This window comes from Ruminococcus sp. 1001713B170207_170306_F1 (assembly GCF_015668065.1).
GTDB lineage: Bacteria > Bacillota > Clostridia > Lachnospirales > Lachnospiraceae > Blautia_A > Blautia_A faecis.
In genome coordinates this window covers 211251-224163 of sequence record NZ_JADPEX010000001.1, presented here as the reverse complement: position 1 = coordinate 224163, position 12913 = coordinate 211251, and the positions used below count along the sequence as shown (strand labels likewise).

Here is a 12913-nt window from a genome sequence, read left to right as displayed (position 1 = left end):
GAAAAAAGACCGTCAAAATCCCAGAAAATACTTGAAATTCTTCTGAATATTTAGTAAAATATGAACATATTAGACAAACAGGGAGGTATTACATATGGACGTTTTTAGAACTGACCGAATCAGAAATGTAGTGCTGTTAGGACACGGCGGTGCTGGAAAGACAACTCTGGCAGAAGCAATGGCATATCTTGCCGGCTTGACCAACCGTTTAGGCCGTGTAGAAGATGGCAATACAGTCAGTGATTATGATAAAGAAGAAATCAAACGACATTTCTCTATCACTACATCTCTGATTCCGGTCCCGTGGCAGAAGAACAAGGTAAACATTCTGGACACTCCCGGATATTTTGACTTCGTAGGAGAAGTTGAGGAAGCTGTCAGCGCTGCAGACGCAGCAATCATCGTAGTATCAGGTAAGGCAGGGGTACAGGTTGGTACCCAGAAGGCATGGAATCTCTGCGAGAAGTATAAACTTCCGCGAATGATTTTCGTTACTGATATGGACGTGGACGATGTAAGTTACCGTAAGGTAGTAGACCAGCTTACTGAGCTTTATGGCAAGAAGATTGCCCCGCTGCATTTCCCAATCCGTGAAGATGGCAAGTTCGTGGGATATGTTAACGTTGTGAAACAGGCCGGAAGAAAATATATCGACAAGGGACAGAAGGAAGAATGTGAGATTCCTTCTTATCTGGATGAGTACCTTGAGAAGTATCATGATATCCTGATGGAATCTGTAGCAGAGACCAGCGAGGAATTCATGGATCGTTATTTTGAGGGAGATGAGTTCTCCGTTACAGAAGTTTCCGCAGCACTTGCCGCCAATGTACAGGATGCAAGCATTGTTCCGGTATGCATGGGATCCCCGATCAATCTTCGCGGCGTATCCAACCTTCTGGACGACATCTGCGGATATTTCCCAAGCCCGGACAAACGTTCCTGCAACGGTATTTCCCAGAAGACCAACGAGATTTTTGAAGCAAATTACGATTTCGCCAAAGCAAAATCAGCATATGTATGGAAATCCATCGTGGATCCATTCCTTGGCAAGTATTCCCTGATCAAGGTTTGCTCCGGTGTTATCAAATCTGATGATACCCTTCTCAATGTTGAGAAAGGCACAGAAGAGCGTCTTAACAAATTATATGTTCTTCAGGGTTCCAAGCCCATCGAAGTTCCAGAGCTCCATGCAGGTGATATCGGTGCAATTGCCAAATTAGTAAGTGTTCAGACTGGTGACAGCCTTGCCACCAAGGCGAATCCGGTTCTTTATCCGAAAGCAATTCTTTCCACACCTTATACCTATAAGAGATTTAAGGCTGTGAACAAGGGCGATGAGGATAAGATTTCCCAGGCTCTTGCCAAGATCATGAGCGAAGACAGGACTGTTCGTGTTGAGAACGATGGTGCTAACCGTCAGAGTCTGATCTATGGTATGGGTGATCAGCATCTTGATGTTATTGTCAGCATGCTGAAAGAGCGTTATAAAGTTGATGTAGAGCTTTCCAAGCCGAAGGTTCCATTCCGTGAGACCATCCGCAAGAATTCTGACGTAGAAGGCAAACATAAGAAACAGTCCGGCGGACATGGACAGTATGGACATGTTAAGATGCGTTTTGAGCCGTCTGGCGATATGGAGACTCCATACGTATTTGAGCAGGTTGTTGTTGGTGGTGCAGTTCCGAAGAACTACTTCCCGGCAGTTGAGAAGGGCCTTCAGGAATGCGTTCAGAAAGGACCTCTTGCAGCATATCCGGTAGTTGGTGTAAAGGCTACTCTTTATGATGGATCTTATCATCCGGTAGATTCCTCAGAGATGGCATTTAAGATGGCTACCATCCTTGCATTCAAGAAAGGCTTCATGGATGCTTCTCCGGTACTGTTAGAGCCAATCGTTTCCATGAAGGTTACAGTTCCGGATAAATATACAGGTGACGTTATGGGCGATCTGAATAAGCGCCGCGGCCGTGTTCTTGGAATGAATCCGGATCATAACGGAAATACCATTATTGAAGCTGACGTTCCTCTTCTTGAGATTTATGGATATTCCACAGATCTTCGTTCCATGACTGGCGGAAGTGGTGACTTCTCCTACGAGTTCGCCCGCTATGAGCAGGCTCCTGGTGATATCCAGCAGAAAGAGATCGAAGCAAGGGCAAGTAAGGTTGACGCTGCTGATGAATAAGTAGTATAATGAGACGGAGAATTTCTTGAAGAAGTTCTCCGTCTTTTATGATGGAAGTTCATATGAGGAAAGAAGGAGGAATATTATGAACAGAAAAACAATCAAAAAGATTATGCTGTTTTTACTTGCTTTTATGCTTGTATTTCCGGTTTATTCATTTGGAAAAGCAGAGGCAGTTCAGGCAGCAGCATTAAAAGCACCGAAGCTTTCCAAGGTGGTACGTGTAAACAAAAGTGTTAAAATCACCTGGAAAAAGAGTAAAGGCGCTTCCGGCTACTATGTTATGCGTAAGACAGAAAACAGTTCCTGGAAAAAAATCAAAACTGTGAAAGGCGGTTCCAAAACATCTTACACAGATAAAAAAGTGAAGAGTGGAACTACATACTACTACACAGTAAAAGCCTACAAAGGAAAGAAAGTAAGTTCCTATAACAAAAAAGGACTGAAAATTGTTTATGAGGTGCCAACCACAACGAAACCGGATACTGCCGGCGGAAATACCACAGCAACAGGTTCAACTGCTGCAAATACAGCTTCCGAATATACCATTGAAACGGATGTGGTACTTTCCGGTTCCGGTTCCGGTTACCATGCGAAGCTGGTTGCCTGCACAGCGACCTCTGCAGTAAGCTTTGGTATCCAGTATGACAAGCATGCAAGAGCTCCTTATACAGGTAAGGCGTGGTTCATGATCGAGAATGTAGCCCACAATGGTGCAGGCGGTCAGAACTATATCTGGGTTCAGAAAGCGGCCAGAGATAAGACTTACCATGTAATGCTGACTGTGAAAAAAGACGGAACCTGCAATTGCTATATCAATGGCAAACTTGTCAAAACAGTTAAAAACAGCAGCCTTGCAAACACAACTGTCTATCTTCGCGTAGAGGGTTCTGCAAGATTAAACGGAGATTCTGTAAATGCCACATTCAGCAATATTGAATTGAAGGCTGACGGCAAATATTATGCAGATAAGATCTGGGGTACACATGATTTCACAACCAATAAGGGAATCAAGGCAGATGCTTCCGGATATGCAGCTTCCAAGAGAGTGACGATCAAAGGAAAAGTAAAAGGACTGGCAAGTGGTCAGGACTGGGATAGTGCATACGAGCAGGTATCCGGAATCATTCAGTTTGTGAACTGATAGAATGAGATATAGTAGAATGACAAATTATTCTAAACGGACATGCTGCTGCAAATGACATCACTATATATGGAATAAAAACAGCATTCAGACAGAATTATGAAGAAGTATATTCTGTCTGGATGCTGTTTTATTTATAAAATAATAATCTTAATATAGCATTTACAGGATCTTAGTTGTCCATTTACTGCAGTCCCACACCTGTGAAACCACATCCTGATAAAATTCCGGCTCATGGCAGATGAGAAGCACACTTCCACGGTATTCCTTTAGTGCCTCCTTCAGAGCCTCTTTTGCATCCACATCCAGGTGGTTGGTAGGCTCGTCAAGAAGAAGGACATTTGTCTCTTTGTTTACCAGCTTGCAAAGGCGGACCTTGGCCTGCTCACCGCCGGAAAGCACACGGACCTGACTCTCAATATGTTTGGTGGTGAGACCGCATTTTGCAAGTGCGGAGCGGACTTCATACTGGGTATAAGACGGGAATTCTGCCCAGATCTCATCAATACAGGTGGTTTTGTTGTCACCTTTTACTTCCTGCTCAAAATATCCGATCTGCAGATTGTCCCCTAATTCCCTGGTTCCCTTTAATGATGGGATCAGACCAAGAATACTTTTCAGAAGTGTGGTTTTTCCAATTCCGTTGGCACCTACAAGCGCGATTTTCTGGCCTCTTTCCATGGAAAGGGTGAGAGGGCGGGAAAGGGGCTCGTTATATCCGATCACAAGATCCTTTGTCTCGAAGATGTATTTGCCTGGGGTGCGTCCCTGTTTGAAATGAAACTCCGGTTTTGGTTTCTCGGCAGCCAGTTCGATCACGTCCATTTTGTCTAGCTTTTTCTGGCGGGACATTGCCATATTTCTGGTGGAAACCCGGGCCTTGTTTCTGGCAACGAAATCCTTCAGTTCGCTGATTTCCTGCTGCTGGCGGCGATAAGCCGCCTCTAACTGAGCTTTTTTCACTTCATAGACTTCCAGGAAGTGGTTATAATCGCCTACATAACGGTTCAGCTCCTGATTTTCCATATGATAAACGATATTGATCACATCATTGAGAAACGGAATATCATGGGAAATAAGGATAAAAGCATTCTCATATTCCTGAAGATAGCGTTTCAGCCATGCAATGTGCTCTTCATCCAGATAGTTGGTGGGCTCATCCAGAAGAAGAATATCTGGTTTCTCCAGAAGCAGCTTGGCAAGGAGCACCTTAGTACGCTGCCCGCCGCTGAGATCTGTGACATCACGGTCAAGTCCAAGATCCAGAAGACCAAGTGCCCGGGCAACCTCTTCTACCTTGGAATCAATTACGTAGAAGTCGTGCATGGTCAGGGTATCCTGGATAGTTCCCAGTTCCTCCATAAGAGCTTCCATTTCTTCCGGGGAGGCTTCGCCAAGGGAATCGCAGATAGTATTCATTCGTTCTTCCAGTTCAAAAAGCCAGGAAAAAGCAGATTTCAGCACGTCGCGGATGGTCATGCCAGGAGCGAGGACAGAATGCTGGTCCAGATAACCTACGCGGACATTTTTTGCCCACTGGATCCTGCCCTCATCCGGCATCAGTTTGTCAGTTACAATATTGAAGAAGGTGGATTTTCCCTCTCCGTTGGCGCCTACCAGGCCAATATGTTCTCCTTTTAAAAGGCGGAAGGAAACATCATGGAAAATGGCTCTGTCACCAAAGCCGTGGGTAAGGTGTTCAACATTTAAAATACTCATAGATAACTCCTGTTCTTAAATCAGAGCGTGCTTGAAACAGACTCCGGTATATATAGATAGCAGCTTGCGGTTTGCGGAGCGGCCGTTTTGCAAATTCAAGGCTGTATGCAAATGCAAAGAGGGAAAAACGGTTGCAATTAGGAAAGCTGCTGGATTCCTGCAATATCTGGTGAAGCCATCAAAGAATAATTGGTATAATAAACTACAAATCCCGGTTTGGCTCCAGCCGGCTTTTTCACATTCTTTTTCTGGAGATAATCAATCTCTACCTTTGGTGCAGTGCGTCCCTTGGAATAAAAGGCTGCAAGATTTCCTGCTTCTTCAAAGGTGCGGTCCGGAAGTGTGCCGTCTTTTGTCTTTACCACAACATGGGAGCCCGGCATCTTTTTGGCATGGAACCACCAGTCATTTCCTGTGGCAAATTTAAAGGTCAGCTCATCATTCTGGTAGTTGTTTTTTCCTACATAAATATCGTAGCCATCACTGGAAACATAATGGAAGGGTTTGGATTTCACCTGCATTTTGGCACCTTTTTTATTTCCGTAGTGGCGCTTCACATAGCCGTATTCCATAAGCTCTTCCTTGATCTGGGAAAGGTCGCTCTCCTCAGCGGCAATGTCCAGGGCATTGGAGATGGATTCCAGATGTTCGATCTCGCTGGTGGTATCTGCAATCTGAACCTCCAGAGCTTCCTGGGTACGCTTCAGCTTACCGTAACGATCGAAATACTTTTTGGAATTCTCCTGTGGGGTTAGGGTAGGATCAAGAGGAATGGTGATTTCTTCTCCATTATAATAGTTCACAGCCTTAAAGGATTTACAGCCTTCTTCCAGACCGTAGCCGTAGGTGTTGATCAATTCGCCGTAAACCTTGTATTTGTCTTTTTTCTCAGTGTCTTTCATCTGCTTCTGCTGAAGGCTTAATTTTTTTCGGTTGCGGTCAAGGGCAGTCTGGACGATCTTTCGGAGATCCGCAGATTTCTGACGGATACGGGTGATCACGTCGCGGGAGGCATAATAGGTTTCCAGCATCTCTGACACAGATTCAAAGGTCCGGGTGGTGAAGCCTTCTCCATATTGGGAAAAAGGAAGAACACCGTATTCAACCGGCTCGTCCCCTTTGAAAACAATAACCGGGGTAAATTCTTCCCTCCGGATCTGTTCCATTAAACGGGTGAATTCTGTATAAAGCTGCTCTCTGGTATTCTCATCTAATGTCTGGACATCGTCATTTCCATCAATGGAAGCGCGATAGCAAAGTTCCTGAGCCATTACCGGGCTGAAACCGGTAAGCGTCTGATAGAGAGCTTTGGAGACAGCATTGGATCTGCCACATACTTTTTCCATGAAATCCTCTCTGGAAATGGTAAGAGGATCCAGCTTGTCCTGAGTGTGGGGGATGAAATAAGGACGTCCTGGCAGAACTTCACGTACAGAACTTACGTTGCAGGATACGTGCTTGATACTATCCAGGATCATATTATTATCATCACAGAAGATAATGTTGCTGTGCTTTCCCATCAGTTCCATAATGAGAACCTTATGGCATACATCACCAAGTTCGTTCAGGTGCTCCAGCTCAAATTCTACAACACGCTCCAGACCAGGCTGGCGTATCGCAGTGATCCTGGCGCTTCCGATGTGCTTGCGGAGAAGCATGCAAAAATTAGGAGCAGTCAAAGGGCTGATCCGGTTTTTGCCTGTAAAATAGATCAGAGGCAGGGAGGCGCTGGCGGAGAGAAGCAGACGCTTCTGACCATTTGCACCTTTTCCGGTGATCAGCAGTTCGTCACTTTCCGGCTGGGCAATTTTGTTAATGCGTCCCCCGGAGAGATTTTTATTTAATTCAGAAACCATTGCAGCAATGGTAATTCCGTCAAAAGCCATAAAAAACTCCTTTCTGTTGACAGGTTACCGGTCGCTCCGTGACCAGTAACCGTGACATGCAGACTTTATTATAACAGCAAAAAAAGGATTTGACTAGGGTTTTAGAATGAACTATAATAAATCTGTATGCGTAGGCAACTGTGAACGGTAACCTGCGTAGAGTTATTGCCTGAATATCAGAGATGATTCTGTTATGCGGAATGGTACTCTTTTCAGACAGTATTCGGAATAAAAATAAAGAAAGAGATTACTATGATAAAAAGTATGACCGGCTTTGGAAGGGCCGAGGTGATTACAAAAGAGCGGAAAATCACCGTTGAGTTAAAATCCGTCAATCACAGATATCTGGATCTGAGTATCAAAATGCCAAGGAAGCTGGTTTTCCTTGAGGGCGCGATCCGGAATCTTATGAAGACCTATATGCAGCGTGGTAAAGTGGATGTGTTTATCACATATGAGGACTACACCTTAAGCTGTGGCGCACTGAAGTATAATAAGGAGCTTGCAGGAGAATATCTTGCATATATCCGTCAGATGGCAGAGGAATTTGGCCTTGAGAACGATGTGAAGGCAGGAGCTCTTTCCCGTTATCCGGACGTGCTGACTATGGAGGAGCAGTCTGTAGATGAGGACGCATTATGGGCAGTTCTGGAAGCACCGCTTCGTGAGGCCTGCGAGAAATTTGCCCAGTCCCGTGCAAGAGAGGGAGAGAATCTGAAGAACGACCTGATCGCCAAGCTGGATGCTCTTGATGAGAAGGTAAGTCAGGTAGAAGCCCGCTCTCCGGAGGTTGTGGATTCTTACAGAGAGAAGCTGGAAGCCAAGGTTCATGAGCTTCTGGAGGATTCTCAGATCGAAGATTCCCGTATTGCAGCAGAAGTTGTCCTGTTCTCTGACAAGATCTGCAACGATGAGGAAACCGTCCGTCTCCACAGCCATATCCAGGGAATGAAGAAGATGCTGGAGGAGAAGGAAGGCATCGGACGCAAGCTTGATTTTATGGCACAGGAGATGAACCGTGAGGCAAATACCATTTTGTCGAAATCAAGTGATCTGATTATTTCCAATATAGCGATTGATCTGAAGACAGAGATTGAGAAGATCAGAGAACAGGTTCAGAATGTGGAGTAACCTAGTACATCGTTTTCGAAATAACTATACCACTCACTTGTCTGTGAATCCGATTGCACAGGTATAAAAGCCTCGGCGTAGCCCGCTACGCCTGCGTTTTTATACCTGCACACTCGAATCCACATCCTACGTGATTGGTATAGTTATTTACGAAGCGATGTACTAGAGAATCAAAGACGTAAGCTTTCCTTATTGACAGAAGGGTGAAAACATGGCAAAATTAATCAATATCGGATTCGGCAATGTGGTGAATTCCCAGAAAATCGTAGCTGTGGTAAACCCGGATGCCGCTCCGGTGAAACGAATGGTTCAGAGTGTGAAGGGTTCCAATTCCCTTGTGGATGCCACTCAGGGAAGAAAGACCAAGTCTGTGATCGTTACCTCAGACCACATTCTGATATTATCTGCGATCCAGCCGGACACGATCGCTCGCAGATTTGCAGAAGTTATAGAAAATAAGGGAGAGGGCCATGAGTAGAGGAGTTTTGGCAGTTGTTTCCGGATTTTCCGGAGCAGGAAAAGGCACCATTATGAAAAGCCTGATGGCGAAGTACGACAATTACGCATTGTCTGTATCTGCCACCACCAGAAACCCCAGACCAGGGGAAGAAGACGGAAGAGAATACTTTTTCCGCACAAAAGAAGAATTTGAGGAAATGATCCGTCAGGATCAGCTGATCGAATATGCCCGGTACGTGGAGAATTACTACGGCACACCTAAGGCTTATGTGGAGGAGCAGTTGTCAGCAGGCCGGGATGTGATCCTGGAGATCGAGATTCAGGGAGCCCGCAAGATCAAGAAGAAATTCCCGGAAGCTGTGCTGGTATTTGTAACAGCGCCCTCCATGGAGGAACTGAAAGAGCGTCTTGTTGGAAGAGGCACTGAGACTGCGGAAGTGATCCACCAGCGTCTTGCAAGAGCTGCACAGGAGGCAGAGGGAGTTGACGAGTACGACTATCTGCTGGTGAATGACCAGCTGGAGGATGCTGTAGACAGGCTTCATAATATTATTCAGAGCGAACATTTCGCCATGAGGCGAAACCTTGGTTTTATCCATGAGATCCAGGCACAGGCAGCAAAGTTTGTGGAAGAATAATCCAAATAAAGAGCAGATGAAACTGCCATAAAATGAAATATCGATTTGCGACTTTATTCGCGAAAATACAGTTTGAAGCTGCGAATCTTTATAAAAATTATAACAATAATCACAATTTTTGAAAGGAGTATATATATGATCCATCCATCTTATTCTGAGTTAATCGAAGCAATCAATACCAACAATGAGGACGACGATGAGAGCATGGTGCTCAACAGCCGTTATTCCCTGATTCTTGCTACAAGCAAGCGTGCGCGTCAGCTGATCGGCGGTGCAAAGCCGTTGGCAGATAATGTTAAAGGCAAGAAACCTCTTTCTATCGCAATTGACGAGTTATATCACGGAAAGGTTAAGATCCTTCCAGGTAAACATGAGGAAGAGGATTTAGCAGAGATCGCAGGACATTCTGCAGAGGAGATTGCTGCTGAAGAACCTGCAGCTGCAGTTGATCCTGCTGAGTCTGAGGAGAGTGCAGAATAATATGAAATTACTGTTCATTTCCCTTGGATGTGATAAGAATCTGGTAGATTCTGAGGAAATGCTTGGAATGCTTGCTGCAGACGGACATGAGATCGTTGATGATGAGGACGAAGCAGAGGTCATTATTGTCAATACCTGCTGTTTTATCGGTGATGCCAAAGAAGAAAGTGTAAATACCATTCTTGAAATGGCAGAGAAGAAAAAGGCAGGTACCTGCAAGGTGCTGATCGTTACCGGCTGCATGGCACAGCGTTACAAGAAAGAAATTTCAGAGGAAATACCTGAAGTGGATGCTATTCTTGGTACAACCTCTTACGGCGATATCAGCAAGGCTGTAAAGGAAGCCCAGGCAGGCAGACACTTTGAAGAGTACAAGAGCATTGATTTTCTTCCGGATATTTCCGGTAAGCGTATGTTGACCACAGGTGGACATTTTGCATATCTGAAAATTGCAGAAGGCTGTGACAAGCATTGTACCTACTGTATTATCCCAAGACTCCGGGGCGGCTACAGAAGCGTGCCTATGGAGCAGCTCGTAAAAGAAGCCCGGTCTCTTGCTGAAAAAGGGGTGAAAGAGCTGATTCTGGTTGCCCAGGAGACTACTGTATATGGTAAGGACATCTATGGAAAGAAATCTCTTCATGTCCTTTTAAAGGAGCTTTGCAAAATAAAGGGAATCCGCTGGATCCGTATTTTGTACTGTTACCCGGAAGAGATTTATGATGAGCTGATTCAGACTATGAAGGAAGAGAAGAAAATCTGTCATTATCTGGATCTTCCGATCCAGCATGCAAGTGACCGTGTGCTGAAACGCATGGGCCGCCGTACCACCAAGCAGGAGCTGGTGGATATTATTGGCAGGCTGCGCCGGGAGATCCCGGATATTTTCCTTCGTACAACCCTGATCAGTGGTTTTCCTGGAGAGACACAGGAAGACCACGAAGAACTGATGGAGTTTGTGGATGAGATCGAGTTTGACCGCCTTGGTGTTTTCCCATACTCTGCTGAGGAGGATACCCCGGCAGCCACTATGGAAGATCAGATTCCGGAGGAGGTCAAGGAAGCCAGACGCGATGAGATCATGGAACTTCAGCAGGAAATTTCTCTTGAAAAGGGTGAGAGCCGCGTTGGTCAGGTGCTGACTGTTATGATCGAGGGCAAAGTATCTGGAGAGAGTGCGTACATTGGACGTACTTACGGAGATGCGCCGAAGGTCGATGGATATATTTTTGTACAGACTGGCGAACTTCTCATGACAGGAGATTTTGCGAGAGTCCGGGTTACCGGAGCTCTGGAGTATGATTTGATAGGAGAGCTGGAAGATGAATACACCGAATAAACTGACTATTGCCAGAATGATCCTGGTACCGTTTTTTGTATTATTTATTCTGACTGGCTGGGGCGGAGATGCCAACCGCTATATCTGCCTTGCTATTTTTGTAGTGGCAAGTATTACGGACTGGTTTGACGGTCATCTTGCCCGCAAGAATAATCTGGTTACCAATTTTGGTAAATTCATGGATCCTCTTGCTGACAAGCTTCTTGTTTGTTCTGCACTGATCTGCATGATCGAGCTTGACCGCCTGCCGGCATGGTTCGTGATCATTATCATTGCAAGAGAATTTATTATCAGTGGCTTCAGACTGATCGCTGCCGAGAACGGCGTTGTCATCGCTGCAAACTACTGGGGCAAATTTAAAACTGCATCCCAGATGGTCATGATCATTCTTCTGATCCTGAACTTTGGGGGAGCTTTTGAAATACTGACACAGGTTTTTGTATGGGCATCACTTGCTCTGACGGTGATCTCTCTGATCACTTATATTGTGCAGAATAAGAATGTAATTTCCATGCAGGAATAAAATAGCTGCTGCCCGCGAAACGTTTTTGCGTGCAGAGAGTGAGAATATTTGAATGTAAATCAGCCAGCATCTTTGTGAGCAGAGATGTTGGCTGATTTCAAACATGCTCTGGAAAAGAGGTATATATATGATTGCAGAACTTGTAGCTGTAGGAACTGAGATTTTGCTGGGAAATATTGTAAACACCAACAGCGCATATCTTTCTGAGAAATGTGCCCAGCTGGGACTTTCTGTTTACTATGAGTCTGTTGTGGGAGATAATCGCGACCGAATGAAAGCTGTGATTGCATCTGCCCTTGACAGATCTGACGTGGTAATTCTTTCAGGAGGTCTCGGACCAACGGAGGATGATCTGACTAAGGAAGTATGTGCTGAGGTAATGGGACTTCCTCTTTCTGAAGATCCTCATTCCCGTAAGCGTATTGAGCGTTATATGAAGGAATATAAGAAGAATCATCCGGACAGACGTGTGACCTCCAATAATTATAAGCAGGCGCAGGTTCCGGAAGGCGCTATTGTGCTTGATAACCACAACGGTACAGCACCTGGTCTGATCCTTGAGAAAAATGGCAAGACTGCCATTCTTCTTCCGGGACCGCCTAACGAGCTGATCCCTATGTTTGAGGAGTCTGTTTTCTCATATCTTCGCAAGAAACAGCCGGAGATCATCTGCTCCCAGGTTGTGAAGATCTGTGGAATCGGTGAGAGCCAGGTGGCTGCCGATATCCAGGATATGATCGAGGCCCAGACAAATCCAACTCTTGCCCCATATGCAAAGACAGGAGAGGTTCATCTCCGTATTACAGCCAAGGGTGAGGATGAGAAATCCTGCAAGAAGCTGATCAAACCTGTAGTAAAGGAACTTCAAAAGCGATTCGGCAAAAATGTATTTGCCCTGGATGCGGACAAAACGCTGGAAGAATCTGTTGTGGATCTGCTGAAGGAGAAAAAATTAACTCTGTCTCTTGCAGAATCCTGTACAGGTGGTGCCATTGCTGCCCGCATTGTAAATGTTCCAGGTGCTTCCCAGGTGTTTACCCATGGATTTGTTACTTACAGCAACCGTGCCAAGAGAGAATGCCTTGGGGTGAAGAAATCCACGTTGAAAACAGTAGGAGCTGTTTCTGCAAAATGTGCCAGACAGATGGCAAAGGGCGGCTGCGCAGCTTCAGGAGCTGATATCTGTCTTTCTGTTACCGGCCTTGCAGGCCCGGATGGCGGAACCAGTGAGACTCCTGTTGGAACCGTGTTTATGGGTTGCTGCTGTAATGGACATACGATTACCCGGGAATATCATTTTACCGGAAACAGAACCAAGATCCGTCAGCAGGCTGTTGCCAGTGCACTGGTGCTGCTTCGCGAGTGCATGATGGGAGAAGTTGAGGAGTAAGTTTTCTTAAGCGCAGAAA

Annotated in this window: 11 protein-coding genes; 9 read left to right on the top strand and 2 right to left on the bottom strand. The window is 45.5% G+C overall.

The window, feature by feature from the left end:
- The first annotated feature begins 94 nt into the window (after positions 1–94).
- Together I4V84_RS01000 and I4V84_RS00995 are read left to right on the top strand one after the other, a co-directional pair.
- A complete protein-coding gene (locus I4V84_RS01000) occupies positions 95–2185 on the top strand; it encodes an elongation factor G (RefSeq protein ID WP_118578841.1) in 2091 nt (696 codons plus the stop codon).
- An 85-nt stretch (positions 2186–2270) separates the two neighbouring features.
- Complete coding sequence (locus tag I4V84_RS00995) at positions 2271–3329, top strand: hypothetical protein (protein WP_195991047.1); 1059 nt, start codon at positions 2271–2273, stop codon at positions 3327–3329.
- A 162-nt stretch (positions 3330–3491) separates the two neighbouring features.
- Here the strand turns inward: I4V84_RS00995 and I4V84_RS00990 are convergent, their stop codons facing one another.
- Entirely contained in the window at positions 3492–5048 is a 1557-nt protein-coding gene (locus I4V84_RS00990) for an ABC-F family ATP-binding cassette domain-containing protein (RefSeq protein WP_195699232.1), read from the bottom strand.
- Between the two features lie 137 nt (positions 5049–5185).
- A complete protein-coding gene (locus I4V84_RS00985) occupies positions 5186–6934 on the bottom strand; it encodes an NFACT RNA binding domain-containing protein (protein ID WP_173717734.1) in 1749 nt (582 codons plus the stop codon).
- 252 nt (positions 6935–7186) lie between these two features.
- On the opposite strand from I4V84_RS00985, the gene I4V84_RS00980 reads away from it, so the two are divergent.
- The 7 genes from I4V84_RS00980 (at position 7187) to I4V84_RS00950 (ending at position 12894) form a co-directional block, all read left to right on the top strand.
- Positions 7187–8065 (top strand): YicC/YloC family endoribonuclease, encoded by an 879-nt coding sequence (locus tag I4V84_RS00980; protein WP_148461967.1) that lies wholly within the window; start codon positions 7187–7189, stop codon positions 8063–8065.
- A 211-nt stretch (positions 8066–8276) separates the two neighbouring features.
- Positions 8277–8543: an extracellular matrix/biofilm biosynthesis regulator RemA family protein gene (locus I4V84_RS00975; RefSeq protein ID WP_118578014.1), complete on the top strand. Its 267-nt coding sequence runs from the start codon at positions 8277–8279 to the stop codon at positions 8541–8543.
- Positions 8536–9162, top strand: coding sequence for a guanylate kinase (gene gmk / locus I4V84_RS00970; RefSeq protein WP_173772474.1), 627 nt, complete (start codon positions 8536–8538; stop codon positions 9160–9162). The genes I4V84_RS00975 and gmk overlap by 8 nt, the downstream gene beginning before the upstream one ends.
- A gap of 135 nt (positions 9163–9297) precedes the next feature.
- The gene (rpoZ, locus tag I4V84_RS00965) at positions 9298–9642 is read left to right on the top strand and encodes a DNA-directed RNA polymerase subunit omega (RefSeq protein ID WP_118578015.1); all 345 of its coding nucleotides are present in this window, start codon (positions 9298–9300) and stop codon (positions 9640–9642) included.
- 1 nt (position 9643) lies between these two features.
- Complete coding sequence (gene rimO / locus I4V84_RS00960) at positions 9644–10981, top strand: 30S ribosomal protein S12 methylthiotransferase RimO (protein ID WP_118578016.1); 1338 nt, start codon at positions 9644–9646, stop codon at positions 10979–10981.
- Entirely contained in the window at positions 10965–11504 is a 540-nt protein-coding gene (pgsA, locus tag I4V84_RS00955; RefSeq protein ID WP_195991046.1) for a CDP-diacylglycerol--glycerol-3-phosphate 3-phosphatidyltransferase, read from the top strand. The genes rimO and pgsA overlap by 17 nt, the downstream gene beginning before the upstream one ends.
- A gap of 127 nt (positions 11505–11631) precedes the next feature.
- Positions 11632–12894, top strand: a complete 1263-nt coding sequence (locus I4V84_RS00950) for a competence/damage-inducible protein A (RefSeq protein ID WP_195991045.1) — start codon at positions 11632–11634, stop codon at positions 12892–12894.
- The last annotated feature ends 19 nt before the right edge of the window (positions 12895–12913 follow it).